Origin of the sequence: Vibrio coralliilyticus ATCC BAA-450 (assembly GCF_000176135.1) — a bacterium.
Classification (GTDB): domain Bacteria; phylum Pseudomonadota; class Gammaproteobacteria; order Enterobacterales; family Vibrionaceae; genus Vibrio; species Vibrio coralliilyticus.
This window is the reverse complement of sequence record NZ_ACZN01000016.1, coordinates 802576-825895: the sequence shown is the minus strand read 5'-3', so window position 1 is coordinate 825895 and position 23320 is coordinate 802576. Positions and strand designations below refer to the sequence as shown.

20 protein-coding genes are annotated in these 23320 nt (G+C 42.5%); 10 read left to right on the top strand and 10 right to left on the bottom strand.

The genetic code is table 11. From position 1 onward, the window contains the following. Positions 1-178: 178 nt before the first annotated feature. Positions 179-1729: an alanine/glycine:cation symporter family protein gene (locus VIC_RS14890; RefSeq protein ID WP_006960820.1), complete on the top strand. Its 1551-nt coding sequence runs from the start codon at positions 179-181 to the stop codon at positions 1727-1729. Between the two features lie 49 nt (positions 1730-1778). On the opposite strand, the gene VIC_RS14885 is transcribed toward VIC_RS14890, so the two are convergent. Next, complete coding sequence (locus VIC_RS14885) at positions 1779-2669, bottom strand: LysR family transcriptional regulator (protein ID WP_006960819.1); 891 nt, start codon at positions 2667-2669, stop codon at positions 1779-1781. Between the two features lie 128 nt (positions 2670-2797). On the opposite strand from VIC_RS14885, the gene VIC_RS14880 reads away from it, so the two are divergent. Continuing rightward, positions 2798-3436, top strand: a complete 639-nt coding sequence (locus VIC_RS14880; RefSeq protein ID WP_006960818.1) for an NAD(P)-dependent oxidoreductase — start codon at positions 2798-2800, stop codon at positions 3434-3436. A gap of 129 nt (positions 3437-3565) precedes the next feature. Further along, positions 3566-3823 (top strand): hypothetical protein, encoded by a 258-nt coding sequence (locus tag VIC_RS14875; protein ID WP_006960817.1) that lies wholly within the window; start codon positions 3566-3568, stop codon positions 3821-3823. Between the two features lie 26 nt (positions 3824-3849). Here the strand turns inward: VIC_RS14875 and VIC_RS14870 are convergent, their stop codons facing one another. From VIC_RS14870 to VIC_RS14850, 5 genes are all read right to left on the bottom strand, one after another. Next, entirely contained in the window at positions 3850-4323 is a 474-nt protein-coding gene (locus VIC_RS14870) for a hypothetical protein (RefSeq protein ID WP_021455112.1), read from the bottom strand. A 9-nt stretch (positions 4324-4332) separates the two neighbouring features. Next, positions 4333-6009 (bottom strand): LruC domain-containing protein, encoded by a 1677-nt coding sequence (locus tag VIC_RS14865; RefSeq protein ID WP_039951983.1) that lies wholly within the window; start codon positions 6007-6009, stop codon positions 4333-4335. A gap of 188 nt (positions 6010-6197) precedes the next feature. Further along, positions 6198-7805 (bottom strand): EAL domain-containing protein, encoded by a 1608-nt coding sequence (locus tag VIC_RS14860; protein ID WP_006960815.1) that lies wholly within the window; start codon positions 7803-7805, stop codon positions 6198-6200. Positions 7806-8143: 338 nt separating this feature from the next. Then, positions 8144-8764 carry a substrate-binding periplasmic protein gene (locus tag VIC_RS14855; RefSeq protein ID WP_231115555.1) on the bottom strand — a complete coding sequence of 207 codons (621 nt, stop codon included), beginning with the start codon at positions 8762-8764 and terminating at the stop codon, positions 8144-8146. Positions 8765-8996: 232 nt separating this feature from the next. Beyond that, complete coding sequence (locus tag VIC_RS14850) at positions 8997-9575, bottom strand: hypothetical protein (protein ID WP_006960813.1); 579 nt, start codon at positions 9573-9575, stop codon at positions 8997-8999. Between the two features lie 1180 nt (positions 9576-10755). Between VIC_RS14850 and VIC_RS14845 the strand changes: the two genes are divergently transcribed. The 3 genes from VIC_RS14845 to VIC_RS14835 are packed head-to-tail and all read left to right on the top strand — an operon-like array spanning position 10756 to position 13911. After that, a complete protein-coding gene (locus tag VIC_RS14845; protein WP_006960811.1) occupies positions 10756-12258 on the top strand; it encodes a lytic polysaccharide monooxygenase in 1503 nt (500 codons plus the stop codon). Positions 12259-12310: 52 nt separating this feature from the next. Beyond that, positions 12311-13429 (top strand): cytochrome-c peroxidase, encoded by a 1119-nt coding sequence (locus VIC_RS14840; protein ID WP_050778626.1) that lies wholly within the window; start codon positions 12311-12313, stop codon positions 13427-13429. After that, positions 13426-13911, top strand: coding sequence for a hypothetical protein (locus VIC_RS14835; protein WP_006960808.1), 486 nt, complete (start codon positions 13426-13428; stop codon positions 13909-13911). Before VIC_RS14840 ends, VIC_RS14835 begins: the two co-directional genes overlap by 4 nt. Positions 13912-14002: 91 nt before the next feature. On the opposite strand, the gene trpS is transcribed toward VIC_RS14835, so the two are convergent. From trpS to eamB, 3 genes are all read right to left on the bottom strand, one after another. Next, positions 14003-15028: a tryptophan--tRNA ligase gene (gene trpS / locus VIC_RS14830; protein WP_006960807.1), complete on the bottom strand. Its 1026-nt coding sequence runs from the start codon at positions 15026-15028 to the stop codon at positions 14003-14005. Positions 15029-15428: 400 nt separating this feature from the next. Further along, entirely contained in the window at positions 15429-16361 is a 933-nt protein-coding gene (gene purU, locus VIC_RS14825; protein WP_006960806.1) for a formyltetrahydrofolate deformylase, read from the bottom strand. Between the two features lie 76 nt (positions 16362-16437). Further along, positions 16438-17022 carry a cysteine/O-acetylserine transporter gene (gene eamB, locus VIC_RS14820; RefSeq protein WP_006960804.1) on the bottom strand — a complete coding sequence of 195 codons (585 nt, stop codon included), beginning with the start codon at positions 17020-17022 and terminating at the stop codon, positions 16438-16440. A gap of 112 nt (positions 17023-17134) precedes the next feature. On the opposite strand from eamB, the gene VIC_RS14815 reads away from it, so the two are divergent. Further along, on the top strand, positions 17135-18010 hold the full coding sequence (locus VIC_RS14815; RefSeq protein WP_006960802.1) for a LysR family transcriptional regulator: 876 nt from the start codon (positions 17135-17137) through the stop codon (positions 18008-18010). A 71-nt stretch (positions 18011-18081) separates the two neighbouring features. On the opposite strand, the gene VIC_RS14810 is transcribed toward VIC_RS14815, so the two are convergent. Beyond that, positions 18082-19275 (bottom strand): acetate/propionate family kinase, encoded by a 1194-nt coding sequence (locus VIC_RS14810; protein WP_006960800.1) that lies wholly within the window; start codon positions 19273-19275, stop codon positions 18082-18084. 267 nt (positions 19276-19542) lie between these two features. Between VIC_RS14810 and VIC_RS14805 the strand changes: the two genes are divergently transcribed. The 3 genes from VIC_RS14805 (at position 19543) to cueR (ending at position 23220) form a co-directional block, all read left to right on the top strand. Continuing rightward, positions 19543-21150, top strand: a complete 1608-nt coding sequence (locus VIC_RS14805) for a putative bifunctional diguanylate cyclase/phosphodiesterase (protein WP_006960799.1) — start codon at positions 19543-19545, stop codon at positions 21148-21150. A 469-nt stretch (positions 21151-21619) separates the two neighbouring features. Further along, positions 21620-22654 (top strand): porin, encoded by a 1035-nt coding sequence (locus VIC_RS14800; RefSeq protein ID WP_006960798.1) that lies wholly within the window; start codon positions 21620-21622, stop codon positions 22652-22654. Between the two features lie 179 nt (positions 22655-22833). Beyond that, a complete protein-coding gene (gene cueR / locus VIC_RS14795) occupies positions 22834-23220 on the top strand; it encodes a Cu(I)-responsive transcriptional regulator (protein WP_006960797.1) in 387 nt (128 codons plus the stop codon). The last annotated feature ends 100 nt before the right edge of the window (positions 23221-23320 follow it).

The window sequence follows — 23320 nt, the reverse complement described above, 5'->3', positions numbered from 1 at the left end:
CAATTTACCTGTCTAGAGTTAGCGAATATCAGAATTGTTTGCTGGATCAAGTTTTCCGCCAAAGATGTTGCGGACCTATTTATAAAATGAATAATAACCATTTGTTACACACATGTAACAAACACAACATCTATATAAATAATATTCATATAAACCATAATGCATAGGCAGGAAAAGCATGACAAAGCGTATATCGCTTGCCGTTTTGGCAAGTCTTTTTGCGGGTAGCGCTGCGGCATCCAACTTGGATGACAAAATCAACGAAGTCGTTGCACCTATCGTCAACCCATTTGTAGGTATGATCTTCTCGACCATTCCTTTCCCTTTTACAGACGTGCAGGTGCCTTGGATCGTTCTTTGGTTGGTTGTTGCAGCAAGCTTCTTTACCTTTTACCTTGGCTTTATCAACTTCCGTGGGTTCAAACACGCAGTTCAATTAGTCTCCGGTAAGTTCTCAGATCCAAAAGCCAAAGAAGATGGCGAGGTATCTCACTTCCAAGCACTGACTACGGCGCTATCTGGTACTGTTGGTCTTGGTAACATCGCTGGTGTGGCGGTCGCAGTTTCTATCGGTGGCGCAGGTGCAACATTCTGGATGATCCTTGCAGGCCTACTTGGTATGTCTAGTAAGTTTGTAGAATGTGCTCTTGGTGTGAAATATCGTAACACCAACCCAGACGGTTCAGTTTCTGGTGGTCCTATGTACTACCTAAGCAAAGGTCTAGCTAAACGCGGTAACGCTGCATTTGGCCGTACCCTAGCTGTTCTGTTCTCTGTGTTCGCGATCGGTGGTTCTCTTGGTGGCGGTAACATGTTCCAAGCTAACCAAGCGTTCAAGCAGGTAGTAGGTGTAACAGGTGGCGACGCTTCGTTCTTTGCTGATAAAGGCTGGTTGTTTGGTCTTATCCTAGCTGTCATCGTTGGTATTGTTATCATCGGTGGTATCAAGTCTATCGCTAAAGTGACAGAGAAAGTGGTTCCTTTCATGGCGACCATTTATGTCGGTGCGGCACTTATCATCATCCTAATGAACTTCGACCGCATTGATGACGCATTTGGCGCTATCTTTAACGGAGCATTCACGGGTGAAGGTATCGCTGGTGGTGTAATTGGCGTACTTATCCAAGGCTTCAAACGTGCAGCATTCTCGAACGAAGCGGGTGTGGGTTCTGCGGCTATTGCTCACTCAGCAGTTAAAACAAAAGAACCAATGTCAGAAGGTTTCGTGTCTCTGCTAGAACCGTTCATCGATACCGTTGTAATTTGTACCATGACAGCCCTAGTTATCATCATCACAGGTTACCTAGATACAGACACAGGCCTGGCAGGTGTTGAACTGACTTCAGCGGCATTCGGTAGTGCGATCAGCTGGTTCCCATACATTCTTGCTATTGCCGTTGTTCTGTTTGCTTTCTCTACAATGATCTCTTGGTCTTACTACGGTCTTAAAGCTTGGACTTACCTATTCGGTGAGAGCAAAACAGCGGAGCTTATCTTCAAAGTTAAATTCTGTATCTTTGTAGTGATTGGTGCAGCAATGAACCTTGGCCCTGTTATCGACTTCTCTGATGCTATGATCTTCGCGATGGCACTAGTCAACATTATTGGTCTGTATATTCTGGTTCCAGAAGTGAAACGCGATCTAGCTGATTACCTAGAACGATTCAATGCAGGTAAAGTGTACAAAGTTCAGCAGAAGCAGTCTCAGACTGAAGCGGTTGAGCAGTAAGTAATTTCAGCCTCTAAGAATCTACAGCCCGGCATTTTCGCCGGGCTTTTTATTTTCGTTTTATGTCCTCTTGCCAACATTCAACCAGATAGTCGATAAACTGCCTGACAATAGGTTGCTGATAGCTGCGAGATAAATACACAGCCCATAGGGCATAACTTGGATAGTGATAGTCATTTAGAATGGAGAGCAACTCCCCTTTCTCTATTAGTGGATTCGCTAAGTCGCACGGTAACCGAATTACTCCCTTTCCATTAACGGCGACTCTCACTAAAGTACTCAAATCATTCGCTCTAATATTGCCCGATACCTCAACATCCACCGTTTGATTGTCCTTAACGAACAACCAATTTTTGACGTTTAAATGTGTTAAACAGTTGTGGTCTACTAACTCCTCGGCGTGTTTAGGTTCTCCAAATTCGGATAGATAGTCGCGCGATGCACATATAGCTGTATCAATTGCCATTAACCTTCGAGCAATTAGGTTATCCGCTGGTTTATCAGTGAAGCGTAATGCAACGTCCACTCTCTCATCCACCAGCTCTGAGTTTTGATCCGAAGCCAATATATCGATGACAACTTTTGGATGGAGTGACACAAAATTTTGGACTCTATCGATTAGCAGGTTCTGTGCAAACCCAATTGGTGCAGCCACCCTAATTGTTCCCACTAAAGCATCTTTGCCACACATTGAGTCTAATTCTAACGCAGCGGCTTCATCTAAAATGCGCTGACATCGAACAAACGCCTGTTCACCAGCATGGGTTAAACTCACCTTTCTCGTCGTGCGGTGCAACAAACGCTGTTGTAGCCAGTGTTCAACCTCCTGCACGTGTCGAGATACCTGCAGTCGACTAATATCTAGCGATTCTGCTGCCTTGGTAAAGCTCTTAGCATTCGCGACTTCAACAAAACTTCTTATTGCGATTAAGCGATCCATAACACGTCACCATTAGTAAACCATATTGATACAATGTGTATCACATACGCTCATTTATCGCTAGATAGCTATCCATTAGACTGCATTTGTTGTTACGAAATACTGAATCACAAACAGGAGATATGAAGATGAAAATTGCAGTGTTAGGTGCATCAGGTTGGATTGGTAGCCACATCGTAAATGAAGCAAAAGCGCGCGGGCATGAGGTTATCGCTTTAGTAAGAAACCCCGCTAGCTTCGAAACAGAGAATGTTGAAGCACGACAGTTTGATTTACTGGACCAAAATTCTGATATCACCGCCGCAGTTGATGGTGCAGAAGTAGTGATCTCAGCGATTGGCGGCCGCTCGGCAGGCAATCATGACATCGTCGCGAAAACCGCAGAAATGCTGTTGACTCAGTTGCCTCAATCTACTGCTTCTCGACTACTTTGGGTAGGGGGGGCAGGCTCTTTGGAAGTGGCACCGGGTATTAAGCTTATTACTGTTCCTGAGTTCCCTGATGAGTATAAGCCTGAAGCTGTAGCTATGGGAGAAGCGTTACAGGTATTTCGCTCTCTAGAAAGTGATGTCAACTGGACCTTCGTTAGTCCCGCTGCAGATATCTTCCCTGGCGAGAAACAAGCACCTTACCGTGTAGGTGGTGACATGTTGTTGACCGATAGTGAAGGTAACAGTCGTATCTCAGTCGCTGACTACGCCGTTGCCATGATTGATGAACTTGAGTCTGCTAAGCACACCAACCAACGTATTGGTGTCGCTTACTAAACACAAAGGAGCCTAAATGGCTCCTTTCTGATTTCTAAACATTAATCGACTATCTACTGATCTAGGTCATATCTCCCGAATAATGAAGATGTTAGCTTTCTGCGATCACACTACGGAAGCAACAAATCTATGAACCACATAGAAACAACAAATATAACAGAAGAATCGATCCTAAAAGCAGTCACTAAAGTCGAGAACATACATAAAGTACGACTGGACAGCTTTAAGCAATATCTTCACAACCACAGCTCAGAAGTTATCGACTTATTAAAAACGATTACAACCTTTTCTTCACTCGATGAGAAATATCTGCGCATTGATAAGGATTTCACCCAATTTTCCGATAAATCAACACACATCTTAGAAGTCTCGCTTTTGCTAAGTTGATCAAACTAGATTTAACAAGCTAAGTATTAAAAGGATATTTGGTAGCTGTTACTCGCCTGATCAAGTGATACAACCCAGCTCAGTTCGGTTTCGTTACTCACCATCGGAACCCAACGAGCATATATCTGCTGCCAGTTACTATTGACTTCCAATGTAACTGTTGAGGTTCTGTCTGGATAAATGGTTGTGATGCGGGATGTCGGATCTGCTATGACCTCCCCACTATCGCTGGTAAAGGCTGCTTCTGAATAGAGATGAACGGCCCCATCACTGGATCCGTTATAGTCCACGGTAAACGTGATGATCTGCCCTACATCGAATGAGAAATCTCTTGAGGCAACGATGTCGGCGGTGTTATCTATTTGGGTACTCGCTGCAGCTGGAGTCGTTGCAGATGCTCCTCCTCCAGCAGAACCTGCGTCGCCACCTCCCCCACCACCACAAGCAACAAGGGAAAGCGAAACCAGTAAACTTAAAGTAATACGATTTGAATGCTTCATAATCCTCTCCTATTGCGCTGAAATGACACGATCGGCTTCCGGAGACTTGTACCATTCTCCATCTGTGTCACCATTACTTTCTACCCAAGTCGGGAAGTTCGTATACGCTTTACTTATGTCCATATATTCGACTGGGTGCTGCCAATCATCCCGAATGTTAATCACCCAAGGCATATTGTTTTCAGTTAAGAAGCATAGCCCTCCACCAGAATGGTCATCATGCTGGTTTAACAAGCTACTATCCATGTTACTAGTGCCTGGAAACTGTTTGAAATGGGTCTGCCACTGCATCCCTGGAAAAGAAGTAAAGAAGTCGCCGTGGTAGGTATTCTCTGCTGCAAATATGAACGAGTCATAAGGAGGGTAGCCAATAAGCTCCCGAGAGATTGGAGTCGTCAATTCAACGTTCAATTGGTATCCAAGCACACCAGCTGCTTGCTGATCCAAACATGCACTTTCGGTCCGATAAAACATACAGCCTCCTGAAAACACCCCTAAATCCTGCAGATCGTCTTTGACACTTTCCGAGACTATCAGCACCGTTTCGCCGTTGTCTGATTCAAGTACAGTATGCTCAACCTCTACACCGTTACGTGTCACGGATGCGGAAGAGACATTAGAGGGATCAACATTTGGCAATTGAACTGCAAATCCGTTCGAATAACCGGCTCCCATAGCCTGAAGGGTATAATCTATCGTGATACCCTTTAGCTCTCTGACCCCATTTAGGGTTTCTGTGACCCTATACTGCAAAACTACATCATTAAAGTCGTAATCTCCCATCAATGGCCACCGGTCTTCAAACGCTATTGTCGCGAAACTGTCTGAACTTGGGTAAACCGAAGTCACGGTAATGTCTGGGTCATTGTTTTGAGTCAACGTTTCATATTTTGAATCCGTTGAGCCATCAGTATTCACTCCGTCCACAGCCGAAAATGGGGAGATACTTACAGTGAAAATCAGATCATTAAAATCGTTATCACCTTGAGGCCGGCGAATATCCTCAAAACCTAGCACTAGAAACTCGTTAGCGGTATCAATAAATGCCACGTTGTGCCTACGATATTCTGACGTGCTTTCTGGGTTCAACGACGGGTAACTATAAAATGGTGTACCCCAGTTACCTAGGCTAGAAATATTATTGTAGGAACCGCTCCACCCCCAGCCATTGGGAATGATGAAAAAAGCCAAGGTTTGTCCTTCGGTCAGTTGAACGCTCAAATCAATCGAATCACCTTCCTGCATCTCACCTTCTCGTGGCTTTGAGGTATTTGGAAATATGATCACATGAGCGTCAATTTCATCTTTAGAAGTCGGAGGGTTATCAGTGTCGAAAACAAAATACCCTAGACTATTTCGATACCCAGCCCCTTCATTTAGAAAAGTAACGGTTGCTGTCGCGTAAGCTGCACCATTCAACTGGTCATCGATATCTATACTGGAATAACGCTCAGGCGCAATAAAATCACTGTTTACCACAGTGCCCTCAGGAAGCATTGAATAAACATTCTGAAGAACATCACTCGGGAGAGAATCAGCAACAGAATATGTGTTGTTTGGCTTCCCTTTCGCGGAATAATTGGAAGCATCTGATCCGGACTCAAATGTTAAGTCACTGGTTGTTAAAGCTCCCGAGAAAAATGGGATAGAGGTAGTAGCAAGGAAAATGATACTTTGGAGTTTCATAAAGTCTGGCCCCTTATCTAGAACGAATCGCACTAGAAAGAGACGCAGCAAAAATAATACCTGATATTTTTTATCTAATTTACAACAACTTATAAAAGTTACCTAGCTTATTCTCATTTTGAGAATAAAGATGAATGTTAAAGTACCAAGTCACACTAGGCACTGCAGTTGCCCCCTATGGTTACCTGTTAACTCTCCAAAGCAGGTGTTTCTCTGCATTGTGTATTGATAGTATTTATCTTATTGATATGCTTAAGATATTCGATGACTTCTTCTTCTGGCATCGGGCGGGCAAATAGAAATCCCTGTATATAGACGAAGCCCATGTCAAAGAGAATCTGCAACTGAATGTCAGTCTCTACTCCCTCAACAATAACCGTCATATTACGGCTCCTTGCAAGATTGACCATCGATTCCAGAACAGGCTTCGTACTCTGCTGCTTATCAAGGTTCTTAACGAACACTCGATCTATCTTCATGATTTCAAAAGGAAGCTGACTAACAAAGTTTAAACCAGAGTAACCTGTTCCAAAGTCATCAACCGCTATTCTAATTCCCGTTCGACACAGCTCTTGAATATGTTTTTTTGCTATTTCCAACTCTTCATCGGTGTATTCACCATTCTCTGTGATCTCGAAGACAAGCTTTTTGAGGATATGGGGGTGAGCTTTTTGGAATTGCTTAACAATACGGAGTAACCTCGGCGCGATTAGTGTTTTACGGCTTATGTTAATGCTAACGTATTTTCCAATCAAAACGCTTTCATTTTTAGCTATAAAATCAACAACCTGATTAAACACATAATAGGTCAAGCGATTGATCAGATTTAACTTTTCAGCCAAAGGGATAAATATACCGGGAGATACAAACCCTCGCTTAGGGTCATTCCAACGCAGTAATGCTTCACATCCAATAGCCCTATGGCTACTCGCGTCAATGATAGGTTGATAATAACATTCGAAGTACCCTCGATTCAGTGCATCTACAAGCGAAAACTCCAAACTGTTTTTAGCAATGCGTCGTTTGCTAGAAAAGGAATAAGACACGATAACAATGCTAGAAACTAACAGAAACACCCAATATTTATCGAAGATGTAAGACAGGTAGTACACATGACCGGCTTGGGATTTTAGAGCAAAAGGGAAACGCTCCCCCTGATACTCACTAAACCTTAAAACCTCTGAATTCGATGAGTTCATCGAAGACTTATTGTCTACAAGTTGACCACTTATCCAAAGATCAAAATCAATTCCTTGAGGAGCAAACTTCTGCTCAATTAATTCGAAAAGATAGCCAGGAGGAATCAAAATACTGACACCACGCTGCTGATCATCTAAGAACAATAAGCCGATTGAGTTAAGACGGTTTATCGCTGCTTTAAAATAGGCCACTGTTTGATGAAGCGGTAAGGATTTAAGCTCTTGATAGATATGAGGGTAAAGATTAAATGATACTTTTCCTTTATTAGTCGCACAGAAAAACTGCCCTCCTTCCCTAAAGACCGCGACCTCCTTCGCCATATGTGTTTCAAACACAGACTGTCGCATCTCAACTAACAGCACGTCACAGCTCTCAGCCAGCTTGTTGTCTTTCGCTAAGTAATTAAAGTCATCTTTAATTCTATCGAAGTGTGTTTCAATTTCTCTGGCTGCTTGTTTAGTAGAGGAATCTAAGTGAAGATTGGCGCAACCGATAAGAACCAAAATCAATATTACATTAAATAGGCAAAGCAATAACATTGAAAACAAATGCTTACGAGGTACATTAATACTATCCAACAATGCCAGCGCACTCATTTTTCAAACACCCTATATTGCTCCAATTAATGTTGATATCTTTATTAATATTATTCTTCGAGGCGCTGTCATGCGGCGCCACACAAAAGCATTCAAGATGGCTATGTATCTTTTTTATGAATTAATATTAAGAATAATTTCGAAATGTAACAAAAGTAAGACGTCCAGACACTCTAACATCTTAGTTACGTGATAATAGTCTCATTATGGATTTCGACTTCGCTCGATTTGAAAACCAGAAAGATCGTTTTGTTCACGTTAGCTAGAGTGTTCCAGCTCCTTGTTTAAACAGTGTATGTGACTCTTTTGGTTGAAGATTGTAGTTACTCATCAAGAGATCAGCGTAATCGTCTAATTGCTTGATTTAGTCGTTCCATAAATTCTGGGTGCTCTTCGAGAAAGCGTTTAGAGATATACAGACCGAACTCTTTTTCCTCTTCAAGGATAACTCCATAACCGCTCAAATTACTGAAATTATGAAGGAACACGACTTCAGCCACCAAGATTGCATCCACCACTTTAATGTCCAACTTTTCAATCAAACCGTAGATATGGGTCGCTGGAGGGACCATTTGATAACCCTGGTTTTTTAACCAATAAGCAGTATTTGTATTCAGTAGACTGGTGACTTTCGCTTGGCTCCTAAAAGCAGAATCATGGGGGGCAAACTTTTCGACATCTTCACTACGAACAATCCAAACCCAACGATTGCTCATTACTGGCTCTGAAAACACCGCATACTTATCACGTTCTTCATTCTGTGATGCCATAAAGAAGCCATCCGAACGCTGTTTTCTCAGTTCAGACAGAGCTCTGCCATGGTTTGATGACACGGTCACGGTGTACTCAACACCGATTGACGATAAAATAGGTAGAACTTTATCTATCCCAATACCCGTTGGTTTACCCTGCTCGTCTATGGTCGTATAAGGTGGGAAATCTGGAAGGAAGAAGTGCATATTATATGCAGCATGGACCTTTGCACTTGCACAAATTAAAACCAAAACGGAAATAATTAACGGCTTTATCATCATTGAGTTTAAGCGTCTCTTTATAATTTTATCTAAGTATAGGTAGAGAATCTCTCTTTGTTATTTCGATAGATTATACAGTGATGAAGCTCAAACTGAAGTTTGCGCTTCATCGCCAATGTAAGGAGCAAATAGACAGATAACTTATGTAACTAGAAGGCTATGGTAGCTTATAATCGTCACCTGTCATGCATACAATCCAAACCAGACTTCCGCCGTTGTATCTGATAACACCTGTCGAGTCGACGTCTTTTACACTCTGAATGCCGTCAATCTCTTCGTTGATGCCTTTCGCCACTTCCTCAGGCACACTCCAGATACACGCAGCGATTTTGCATGATGTCGAGTTTTCATTACAACCTTCAGGCGTACTCCCTTTGTTCCATTCAGTATCTTCTTTAGCCAGTAATTGAGCAGCAATGTATTCGGGATGGCTGACGTACTGCTCAAACCCAAACCAATCATTGCTGTATGGTAAGTACGGCCCATTCCAACCTTCTATACCGGGGTCTTCAATTAAATTGTCAATCGCCAAATAACCGTATTCGACATTCGTATCTGGCGTGATTTCAAGCGCTCTCCCGGTATCTAACTGATACTGTTTAGCAGCGTTGAGCATTGATTCCAGCTCACGAGTGACCTGCTCTTGCTCAGTGCTATCGTCGTTGGTGGCTCCAGCTGGTATAAAAACAGAACCAAGTAGCAATGCAATAACAAGGTAGATAATTTTAACGTTCATAATGTTTTCTTTATGCGAATCAATAGACGGGATGATACAGCCTACATGGCATATTCCACCACAGAGGCTGTTACTTAATTAAAGTACACGTTTCATCTGCCCGTATTCACCACTCGTTCGTAAAATCACCATTACGGTGCTGTCATTACGATTACGGAAAAACCAGCCGTGATTACCGGTAAAAGCAGCCACCAGCTCCCCTTCATCTTCAGGAACGCTTCGACCTTTCTCGTAGCTGATTGAGTTTCCGTTACCATCTCAATGAGTATCAAAGTTCACTGGCCCACCTTTCAACGTCCAGGTAAAGTTGAAATATCAACCGTTGTTCAGGGCTGTGTCTGTAAATAGTGTTTAGTAAAAGCATTCATATGCACACTCTATGCGGCTCATAAAATCAAGTTGAAGACATCCACTCAGTACTAACGGAATAAAAATTAGATCTTTATTCAAAGTTTATTATTTGGACTACAGCTTGAATACAAGGAGAAATATAAAACTGTGATGCCAACACTCCTCCATGTGGATATTAAAATCTAAAAATATAAACTTTCGCTAGCGAAAGTTTTTCCATAATTGCTCTTTTAAATAGCACACTTTTATTTATCACAGGCCTCAAGATAAAACCAAAAAAATTGAAAACCATTCGCCTTTAACATAACTAACCGCAATCTATAAAATAACCATCGTTGCAATTATTAAGTTACTTACGTCAAAAACGTCAAAATAATAATATATCGTTCCGTAATGAAAATATCAGCCCACCTTTGCAGACAATCGAAAGTCACTATCAATAACGTCATCATTGACCTTAAGGAAGTCACAAAAGAGTTGAAGCTTTACCCTCACCTTCACGAAGCAAAATCATTCTTCAAATCAATTTTCAAAACCATCTTGATTTACATAACCAGTAGAATAAAAAATAGGATAACAATAACTAATAGATTTATCATATACCTCAATCATGTACAAATTAAAACCAGCCCATAAATCATTACAAAAATATATAATTAGCCAACACATTAATTTAAATTGCGTGTACATTTAAATTACGTTAATTACCAATCTAAGGTTTAATTACTTTAAATAAATATTTAAATTTTTTAAGTTAAAACAGATAAGCATCTAAAAATCAGTCTATTAGCTCAGTTCTAGTTCATTAAGAATAATGAGGACGCATCTAATGCAATTAAATAAGAAAAAGGCAGTATTGCAGCTGAGTTTACTCACTGCAGCACTGAGCAGTGTTTATGTTACCCCAGTTGCAGCACACGGATATATGGTCTCACCCCAAGACTATGCCTATAGCTGTTATGAAGGGACAACAAGTGACCCTACGCTATGTAGTGACACGGTTAAGAATCAAAAGAACGAGATTAACCAAGGCAACGCAGCTGGCGATCATCAAGCCGTCATTAACAATGAAGAACTTTGTTCAGCTTCTAAAGGCGGTGAATATGCAGTACTTGATATTCCAAGTGCTAATCGCTACTCCACAACAATTGAGTTGGATACTAACGGCGAATTTGAAGTCACCTATAAGCATACAGCCAAACACAAAACTTGGTATTGGGACCTATTTGTTACTCGCAACGGCTTTAACCCAGACACAGACAAACTAACCTGGGGAGATTTAGAGCGTCTTACTGTCATAGATGGTGAAGGTAAAGAAGCGGATGACTACATAACTTATAAAGTGAAGTGGCCAGAAGGGAAGTCGGGCAAACACATTATCTATCAAGTTTGGCAGCGCCCCCATCCTACCCACAAACCGCATGATGAATTAGGCCCGCCACCACAAGATGTTTGGGATAGCGCAGAAGCGTTTTATAGCTGTGCCAACGTTATCGTCGGTGATCACGAACCAGGCCCAGATGAATCACCGTGGGTGAAAAATGAAGACTTTGCGACTGAAACTATCGAAGTCTCTCCTGGCGACCAAGTCAAAGCTCGCTTGATGTATAAGGGCTACGAGGACTTCGAAGTCCTGCAAGATATCACTGCGGAGAACGTGAATAACGAACAGTGGAAGATTGACTTAGCAGAGTCTATCAACAACAACGCTACAATCTCACAATACGTTCAAGTCGGTGTATTAAACGACGAAGATGAAATCATACTTAGTGATGATCCGTCAGAGAATAACATCTACTACACCAGTGAAAATTGGTCTCACTTGATTGAAAAAGTCGATCAAGATACGTCCATCGAATGGTCAAACAAGGAAGCTGAATATGTGCTGACACCTGGAGAAACACTGTCTATTCCCGTTGAAATACAAGTAATTAATGGTAAACAGGACGTTTACTCCTACACTGCGATACTAAGAACTGTAGGCGGTGAAAAACCTGAGCAAATCATTGAGGGCACAACTGAAAACCCAGCCTCTTTCGAAATCAGTGTGTTAGGAGACTACAGCGTTCGTATTCACAGCCAAGTTGATGGCTCGCATGAGCAAGCTACCTACGAGTTCTCTGTTGTTGAAGAGCAAGGCGAGATCGAATATGACTACCATTACCCTGAAGGCTTCGGCAGCTACGTGGCAGGTGATGTCGTCAAGTTTGATGGAGAAGGCATCTACGAATGTTATGGAGACTGGGCAGCAAACTGTAATGACGAACAGTTCTTACCTGGTGTTGCGATTGACCCTGGCTGGGTTGATCAACAGTGGAGAAAATTAGACTAAGCGATGAAAGCCACCTGCTTGCAGGTGGCTTACTCCTTCTAAGCCCTCTTCCATGAACTTATTTATCAAGGCGTTATTGCCATTATTACTGTGGCTGCTGACAGGATCAGCCCTTGCGGAGAGCATTAGTGCTATTCAAGAGCTTGGCCGTCACCTGTTCTTCGATACCCAGTTATCACTTAAGGGCAATCGAAGTTGTGCGCTTTGCCATTCCCCAACTCATGGCTGGAGCAACACGTTTACACAAACGATAAACATTCACGGCGAACCCGACACGTTAAACACTCCCTCTTTGTTGAACATTTCTCAGCAAACCGTGTTTTCCCTTACCAACCCTAGTCGGACCAAAGTTGAAATGGCCATCACAACCCCTATGTTTTCAATTGATCCATTGGAAATGGGGCTGACGCCTGACTTGCTTCTTTCTCGATTAAAGAAAAGCGTTTCCTACTCTGAATTGTTTGAACAAGCCTATGAAGACAGTGACATTACCTTAGAGCGTGTCGTTCATGCGCTTAAACATTACCTCACACTGATTGAAAGTCGAAATACGAGATTTCATCGGTATCTTGGCGGAGAAGAACAAGCTCTGACAAGCGAGGAACAGGAAGGCTTTCGATTGTTTAATAGCGTACGATTACAGTGTTCACGATGTCATGGCGGAGCTTTACTCAATCAACCTGAGGCCACAATTAGCCAATACCAAAATACTGGCCTTTACGGAATCAGCCGACAAGGAGAACCCCCACATTACCCTGCTACAGAGCCGGGGTTGCGCCGTCACACCAGCGATCATCAAGATGACGGCAAGTTTCGGGTTCCCTCGTTAATTAATGTCGCAAATACAGGCCCATGGGCGCATGATGGCAGCGTGCAATCTTTAGCGTCTGTGATTGATAACTATGCCAGAGGCGGCAGAAAAACAAGCTATGGCCCAAATCAGGGAGACGGCTTCCACCACCCTAACAAAAGCTTCTTAATCAACGGATTTAGCCTGACTCGCAGCGAGAAGACAGCGCTCATCGCATTCCTGCATTCACTGTCCGTTGAAGACGATTGGAGGCGCTACCCATTCAATTCTCCATTTTGCGTTTCGAATGATAAGCAAACTCACACCCGTCCAGGCAGCACTTGTTCACTCATTAAACCTACCCAAGAGCAACCGAAATGAACCTAACACAACTTACCAAGGTCAGCTTGTTGGCCACAGTAATACTGCCCATCGCACAAACCTATGCGGATATGAATTCTGCTCGAAACCAACATTTTGCGCGAGAATATCGCACCTTATGTGAAACCACAGCAGAACCTTTCGAAACGGCCAATTCCCCCGATGAGGCAGCTCAGCAAAGCCTCCGCGTTTCCAAACCATTTGCAAAAACACTGACGCTAAATGAACAAGGACTTGCCTACCTGAATTTGTCGATAGAAAACTGGGACGAAAAGTTAGTGTTATTCCATAGCAAACAAGCCAACATTGAAATTAAAGACGCCGATGTGACGGGCAAAAATATTACCAACCAACATTGCGATAAACCGGATATGATCATCAGCCATATCAATACCCATGAATGGGGTAGCTATCCGGTTAAGGTTTCAGGCAAGCCTAATCAACGTATTACGATTAAGTTTTACCGTGAACAAAATCGTTAAGCTTAATAGCGAGCCATCAGGCTCGCTATTAACTCGTAAATTGCCGGTAATTGTGAGTCGTTAAGTTGACGACAAAGCAATTAAAGACGCTTCAGAAAATATTTAGCCCAAAGACACCTTTAATATCAAAGAGTACTTTTTCCGTTTTGCTTCTAGAGATTTGACTTCCTTTCTTTAATATATCAATTAGTTGCGCCTTGTCGTTTAAATAATCGGCTCTCCTCTCTCTTATCGGTCGTAGCAAATCTTGTAAGCATTCCTCTAGTACTTTTTTTGTTTGACCGTCACCAAGGCCACCACGTCTATAATGCTCTTTTAATTGGTCAACATAATCCTCATCTGGATGAAAAGCATCAAGATAGGTAAATACAATATTACCTTCGATATTGCCTGGGTCTTCAACTCTTAGATGGTTAGGATCCGTGTACATTGAATTTACTGCAGTTTTAATTTCCTTTTCAGTAGAACTAAGATTAATAGTATTCCCCATCGTCTTAGACATCTTATTTTTGCCATCTGTACTCGGTAAACGTGGTGCATTACTTAACAAAGGCCGACACTCATTCAAAACAGTTAACCCTGCCAGAGAGTTAATCTTTCTCACTATTTCGTTAGTTTGTTCAAGCATTGGCAACTGGTCATCACCAACAGGGACTAGAGATGCATTAAATCCCGTTATATCCGCAGCTTGTGAGATTGGATAGGTTAGAAATCCAGCTGGAATTGATCGTTCGAACCCTTTGTTTTGGATTTCATTTTTCACTGTCGGATTACGTTCTAAGCGACTGATAGAGACAAGATTACTGTAATACATAGTCAGCTCAGCAAGAGCGGGCAACTGAGATTGAAGACAGATAGTTGTTTTAGAAGGATCAATACCAACAGCCAGATAATCTGCAACGACATTTAGAATGTTGGACGAAACTTTTTTGGGGTTATGAGCGTTATCGGTAAGCCCTTGCATATCAGCAACAAGGATCGTTTGGTCATGAGTTTCCTGTAAAGCTACGCGCTGCTTTAAAGAGCCAACATAATGACCCAGATGCAAAGGGCCTGTCGCTCTATCACCAGTTAAAATGACTTCGCGTTTATCAGTACAGTGATTTTTTGTGTTCATGAGAATATCCCCTTAGTTAAAACAGATCGCTACTGGAGATATAAAAGAGATTACAGTCTTAGCTACCTACCAGCAGCTTAAGAATGTAAGAATCCTGAGCCGCTCTAATTAGAGCGCCACCAGAAGAAGAATGATGTAGACGTTGAATTAATTTTCATTGAGACAATCTAACAATAATCCGATTGGGACTCAACTCTCTCTCAAGAGCAATTTAAGGTTTAATTCTCTTGTGATTAAATCCGGACTTTTAACCATCGGTTGTCTTATTTTTGTTCGTGTGAGAAAGAATGTGCGATTTAAATAAGGCGCGCTATGACCAAAGTAAGCTCAAAAGTACACGATGAACAACATGCAGCCCTTCTGATGTATTCATCAGAAGAGCTACGATTATAAATATGCACTACGAACGCTCAAATACAATCGTTTTGTCGTTATACATGAACACGCGTTTCTCAACGTGATATTGAATAGCTCGGCCTAGTGTGAGTGATTCAACATCCAGCCCTTTTCGTGCCAAATCTTCTGGGTAATAAGTATGATCAACCGTCTCTAACCCTTGAGTGATAATTGGCCCTTCATCAAGATCATCACTTACATAGTGCGCAGTTGCACCAACCAGTTTAACGCCCTTGTTGTATGCCTGATGATAAGGTTTAGCCCCTTTGAAGCCAGGCAATAGCGAGTGATGAATATTGATCGCTCTGCCAGACCAGCGGCTGCACATATCGTGCGAAAGAACCTGCATGTAGCGTGCAAGTACCAGCAGTTCACAGTCTGTTTCGTCCAACACTGATTGTACTAATGCTTCCTGTTGAGGCTTGGTCTCCGCCGAAATAGGAAAATGGTGGTATGGAATATCATGCCACTCGACCAGAGATTGTAGGTCCGGGTGATTGGAAATTACCGCCTTGATGTCGACTTTAAGATTACCCGTTCGGTAGCGGTAAAGCAGATCATTTAGGCAGTGATCATACTTAGAAACCATAATCACGACTTTTGGTCGATAATCGGAAGGTGTTAATTCCCAGTCCATATCAAACTCTGAAGCGCGCGCTGAAAATGCCGCCTCAAAGGATGCTCGGTTTAGCTCTTGGCCGTTTTGTACACTGAACACTGCGCGAATGAAGAAACGTTCGTTTAGAGTGTCGTCAAATGAGTTTAACTCTTTGATGTAACATTCAAATTCTAGTAAAAATCGTGTAACTACATCGACGGTCCCTGCTCTACTCGGGCAACTAGCGGTTAAAATATAAGTTTTCATCTCTTTTCCTAACGCCGTATTAACCAGCTTTTGTTTCTCATTTTTCATGCAGCGCCCTAGATTACGCAACATGAGTGTCACCTTATTTTAAAGAGATTTGGCGCTAAAGCTTTAATACGACTCCATATTCTTGACCGGCATCCATTAACTAGGCAAATAGCTGTACGGCGCAGTAGAGCAATGTTATCGCTAAGACCATATTGATAGCCTTACCATATTTCTGAAATTGCGATTGAAGCAGCTTACCTGCGACAGCCCAGACCAAGTTACTGACAAGCGCGATAAGTGCAAGTAACAGGCTCGTCGCTAAGATCCAATAGATGTTTTGTGTGTAAGGCAGCACGAATGTTGATATTGATGTTACTCCATACAGAATAATTTTTACGTTCACGAACTGTAAACCAAAGCCAGTAAGGAAAGTGATACCTTGTGAGTTTTTTGAATCAGTGTCGATATCACTCATCGCAATTCCCCAGGCTAGCCACACGATGTAAACCGCACCCACCCATGTCAGCCAAGGTGTAATTACGGGCAAAACGTTAACCATGTGGTAAGTAAACAAGCCACACAGAAGCATTAGCACAATATAACCACAGAACATTCCACAAATGACTTTTGTTGAACGCTTTAGTCCGTATTGTGTCGCAACACTGAGCGACAAGATGTTGTTTGGCCCCGGCGTGATGGAAGTAATGATAACGTAGGTGAAAAATGCAGTGTAGATGGCACTCATCTCTATCTCTCCTGTTTTTCGTGCACTATACTCCGCCACAATTAATTAAAAAATTGAATGTATTTGAACCTTGAGTTTGAATTTTTCGAACTATAAAGTTGGGAGTTTGGCCATGAATCTAAAACGCCTCCTTACGTTTAAAACCATTGTTGAGGAAGGATCATTTCTAAAAGCTTCACAAAAGCTTTATTGCACTCAGTCGACAGTGACCTTTCAAATCAAGCAGTTAGAACAAGATCTTTCACTACAATTGTTTGAAAAAATCGGCCGTAAGATGGTGCTCACTCAAGCGGGAGAAAAAATTCTTCCTTATGTTTACGAGCTCGCACGAGTGATGGAAAACATAGAGGGAACGGCACAACAAGAAAGTTCTGAGCCAACAGGAGAGCTGAAAGTATTGGTCGCCGAAACTCAACTCGCATATAAAATGGCCAAGGTTTTAAAAGAATTTCGAATAAGAGCCCCAAAAGTCAGGCTCTCTTTGCAATCACAAAACTGCTATCAAATTCGAGATGAGCTGATTGCTGATAAAGCCGATTTGGGCGTGTTTTATCAGGTCGGCAATGACGATGCGCTAGAAGTTCATGAATTTGAGCAAGAACCATTAGTGCTGATCGGATCACCGCTTTTAAAAGGGTTGGATTTACAAAAACAAGGCCAACACGTTGAGTTAGGATTCATCAGTAATGGCCCTCAGTGCCTTTTTCGCCAGACCTTTGAACGTATCATCCGAGAGCGAGCAATAACCATCGATAACATGATTGAGTTGAGTAGCATTAACACCATAAAAAACTGCGTTGAGAGCAACATTGGAATTTCATATCTTCCTCGCTTTACTGTTGAAGAAGAGCTGCAAAATGGTCGCTTACAAGAGATTTCCTTTACCAACGAACCACAAATGATTGAGCCTAGGTGCGGGTATCATGCGGGAAAATGTGTAACACCTGCGATGGATGTCTTCATTGACTGTATGCGTAATGAATACTAAATATTACCCCGCTCCCAAAAACCAAAAAGCGAGCACTAAGCTCGCTTTTTTAATATTAACAGCAACGTCTATTACAGTAACTCTACAGACTGCTGGGCGATAACAAATTCTTCGTTGGTAGGAATCACCATAGCCACACCGTCGAGTATGTCAGACTTAGCGATGATGCCAGCGCTGCCGAAGCGTGCATCTTCATTCCCTTTTTCGTCTTCAATGAAACCAAGTAGCTTGAGGTTATTCAGGATTTCTCGACGGATAGGTAACGAGTTTTCACCTATGCCGCCAGTAAAGATGATCGCATCTAACGATTCAAGAGGAATAAGATAAGAGCCGATGTACTTAGCGACGCGATAAGTGAAGACTTCAAAAGCCAGTTTGGCGCCTTCGTGGCCATTTTCCATTGCTTCCAAAATGCCGCGAGCGTCAGAAGTTAAGCCAGACACACCAAGGAAACCAGACTTCTTATTCAACGTTTCGAAGACTTTTTCCTGACTCCAGCCCTTCTTCATCAAAAACTCGATAATACCTGGATCTAGGTCACCAGAGCGTGTACCCATCATCAAGCCAGCCAGTGGCGTAAAGCCCATCGATGTATCGACAGATTGTCCATTACTGATTGCACAAACAGATGCACCATTACCTAAATGCACAGAGATAAAGCTGGATTGCTCAACAGGTTTACCTAACATTTTAGCCGCTTCACGACTGACGAAGTAATGACTGGTGCCGTGGAAACCATATCGGCGGATGCCGTATTCCTTGTACAGTTCGTTTGAAATCGCACCAGTAAACGCCTTTTGAGGCATTGTTTGGTGAAACGCTGTGTCAAAGACAGCAAACTGAGGAAGGCTCGGGAACGCTTGCATTGAAGCTCTGATTCCCTTTGCGCCTGCTGGGTTGTGGAGCGGTGCCAAGTCAGACAAGGTTTCAATTTCAGCCAAGACTTCGTCGTCGATACGAACTGTTGAAGTGAACTTTTCGCCACCGTGCACGATACGATGTCCCACAGCAACCAGATCCTGAGTAAAACCTAATGACTCCATCAGGCCAACAATTCGGTTAATCGCGTGTTGATGGTGGTTGTCTGGAGCAGTGATGGCCTCCTCTGTTTTCTCACCCTTATATTTCCAGCCGATTACCGCTTCGGAGAGGCCAAAGCATTCCCCTAATCCAGTTATGACAGCCTCACCAGTGACGGAATCGATAACCGCGAATTTAAGAGAAGAACTACCAGAGTTGATAACCAGCACAAACGAGTTAGACATGGAGTGTATATCCTGTTTCAGACCGAATTTTGAAAGCAAAATGCTTTTTGTTGTGTGCTTTACATTATTCAATATTTTTTTAATGATTCAACTTTATTTTAGTCACAACCTCAATCGAAACGATTTTTTGTTGATCTAACGCAATCTGCGATTTAATTCGAGCAATGAATTTATTGTCAGTTTTATAAATATGCGATCCAGACCTACACTAAACTCTAACAAATAAACGTTATGAAATAAGCGAACTGTGTTTCTATGGTTTAAATCGTGTCGGCGTTAGCAATTTTTCTGGTTATATCAGGCATCATCATTTTATTAGCGGGATACATTCCAGCTAACAAAATTTGTCGAAAGATAAAACACGTAGGCTGGCAGGTACTGAGTTACCTTATCATCGGGTTTGTTGTCGGCTATACCTTTGTTTTAGGTTCAATTTTCGCCAATCCAGACGTCACACCCGTCTTGTTTAGCTTATGTATTATTCTGTTTAGCGGCAGCGTATTCGTGTACATGGTCACCACTTATAGCTTGCAAAGTATTGAGCAACTTCACTTACTTGCTGATGAGGAAAAACACAATGCACTGCATGACTCGTTGACCGCCCTACCAAACCGAAAGCACTGTATTGAAACCATCGAACTACTTATCGAATCAAACAAGCCCTTTGATCTGATGCTGCTTGATATCGTCAACTTCAAGCAAGTTAACGACGGGATGGGTCATTTTTGCGGGGACCAGCTACTCATTCAGATTGGCCAACGAATTTCCTCGCTGCTTAAAAAGGAAGACTTTATTGCTCGTATTGGTGGCGATGAATTTGTCATCATATGCCTTGATAGTAATGAAGCCAGCGCAAAAGCACTCGCAAAGGAGATTGACGTCGAACTGCGCAAACCATTCGCCATTGACGGATTTGAACTTAGTACAGGTGCCGTCATAGGTTTGAGCGAATTTCCACGGCACGGAGACGATGCAGAACAAGTCATCCATGCCGCAGACGTAGCGATGTATTGGGCGAAAAAATCAGGCCATTTAGTGGCATGCTACGACGATAAAATGAGTCAGGGGGCAAAACGTAAGTTACGTATTGCGAGGGAAATAGATGCCGCTCTGCTACACGATGAGTTTTGCGTTTATTATCAGCCAATCCTATGTGGAACGAATGCGTTTGTCTGCGGTTATGAAGCCTTGATACGCTGGCTAAAGCCAGATGGCACGCTAGTCAGCCCTGTAGAATTCATTCCCGTTGCCGAACAAAGCAACAAAATCACATCTATTACCAGTTGGGTGCTTGATCAAGTCTCGGCGGATATTGAAAAACTCAAAAAGAATGGAATTGACTGCCCTGTTCACGTCAATCTATCAGCCAAAGACTTAATGGGGAACAACCTCAAGCGTCAGTTGGAAAAGCTGATTCAGATTTATCCTGATATTACCGAAACACTCATCTTAGAAATCACAGAAAGCACGGCGATTAATCGATTGAGAAGCCCAGAAAAATTGCTAGAAAGCCTGAAAAATCTTGGATTTAAAATCAGCTTAGATGATTTTGGTACTGGTTACTCTTCTCTGTCACTGTTACGTGATTTGCCTGTTGATCAAATCAAGATTGACCGTTCATTCCTATATCAATTGGAAACGAATCAGCGTAATGGCTCTATTGTCTCTAATGCCATCGCGCTGGCACATGGTTTAGGCTATACCGTCGTTGCTGAGGGTGTTGAAGATGAGCGAGTATTGAACATGCTTAGACATTATGGCTGCGACTATATTCAAGGCTTTTTCTACAGCCCTGCACTGAAGATTGATGAAGCTATCCGTTGGACACAGAAGCATAATCCCCCCCAAATTGTCGAATTGGCTAAACAGCCTTAACAAACCATTCGAGCTGAAGTAGAACATAGACACCTTGCCAACTACCAATGCCTCCAAAAAGACGTTGGCTTCCCAACAGCAGAGGTTAAGTCTTAGATACTAATGGATAAGTAGTATCTTCATACTGTTGCGCTTTGTGATGACTTATTTACTAAGTAAACAGCTTATGGCTATTAGGTATCATTTTCATGATTGAATCGTCGAATTTATCACTGAGCAATTTCCACTCGATATCACCAAATTACGACCAATAACCCCCATCCATGAGTAACAAAATGTATCTATAAAAAATACAAATATAAAAAAATATAACGGTATCAATTTATTGTTATTTAAGGTTTTTCTTTCCCTCTAACTTTTTATTTTATTTTTTGAAGAACCAAGGAACTTTCACAGTAGAGTCTTTCGCATCGTGTATTCACGAGCAAACATCAAGCCAACTAACTGGCTAAATAATATGGACTTTATTATGAAAAAAACGATTTTAGCTGTTGCAATCGCTTCCCTATCTGCCACGTCTTACGCTGTTGAGCTATACAACAACGATGGCACCACTTTCGCTATTGGCGGTCACGTTTCTGTGAACGTTAACGGCTCTGAGCAAGGTCACACTGACGTAGGCACAAACTCTCCACGTATCAACTTTAACGCTACTCAGGACATCGGCCACGGCTTCACAGCAGACGCAAAAGGTGAATGGGCGCTTAACTACCTAGATGGTGGCGATCAGACATTTACTACTCGTCTTGGCTATGTGGGTATCACTCATGAAGAACTAGGTCGTGGTGTTGTAGGTACTCAGTGGGCGCCGTACTATGACGTCGCTGGTGTGGCTGATATGCCAATCGCGTTCGCTAACGAATTTATCTACGACGATCACGGAATCCTTGGTACTGGCCGTGCTGACAAGATGGTGAGCTACCGTAACGGTTTTGATTTCGGCGAGATGGGTAGCCTGTCATTCGGTCTAGGTTGGCAGGGTTCAAAAGACGAGACTAACGAAGAAACTAGCGTAAAGACGGTATACGATGACCGTGGTCAGATTGCTTTGACTTACGCTATCGCTGATTTCGGCTTAGGTTACACATTTAACACTGGTGATTTCACCACAGGCACTTCAACAAAAGAAACGGCAGAATCTCACCTAGTTTCTGTTAAGTACGGTACTTACGGTAACGGCCTATACCTAGCGGGTGTTTACGGTTCAAATGAATACATGAACTACAACGGCTCAACTCCGCTTGTAGAAAGTGACGCATACGAAGCACTGGCATCTTACGCATTCGAAAACAGCCTTAACCTAATCGTGAACTACGAACAAGTTGAAGGTAAAGAAACTAAAGGTGGTTCAACGGTGACTGCACGTGAAGAAATGGCGCTACAAGCTGAATACAACTTCACACCTAAGTTCATTGGTTACACGGCGTACCAATTCGACCTGAAAGACGAAACAGGCTACAACTCTGATGACAAATGGGTTATCGGTGCTCGTTACTACCTGTAACTCTTAGAAAAACTGTCCTATTCCTGGCGTAGAATACGCATGCCAGTTTTTGCTCACTCCCGTCGGAGTGAGCTTTTTCCGTTTCTGACGCTAAAAAGTTTGGCGTAAGGATCATAAAGTAGTACAACTGAATAGAGATGTTTCAGCGCTCGCAACGCTATCTGTGGCAGAGGTACACCATGAATATAGGCTCCGTGGCAAAGCTCACCGGATTATCCAGTAAATCCATTCGTTTGTATGAAGAAAAAGGCGTCATTACTCCCCCAACTCGCAGTGATGCGGGTTATCGCGAATATGGCGAGCAGCACGTTCAGGAGCTTAATCTGGTTTCCCGAGCAAAAAATGCCGGGTTTTCATTAGCAGAATGCAAAGAGTTTGTGGAGTTAGCTCATAACCCAAAACGCAAAAGCAGCGAAGTAAAAGCCAAAGCTCAGGAGAAGCTCAAAGAAGTTGAATTAAAAATTCGAGAGCTACGTGAAATAGAGAAACAACTAAAAGGTTGGGTTAATGCCTGCCCCGGTGATGAAAATAGCGATTGTCCGATCATAGAAGACCTGACCAAGTAAAGCTCACAAACGGCTGTTGTTTTTCTTAACCTTTTCAACAACCCATCATGAAGTACATCCTCAGATCATGTAACATTGAAAGACTACACAGTTACTTCGG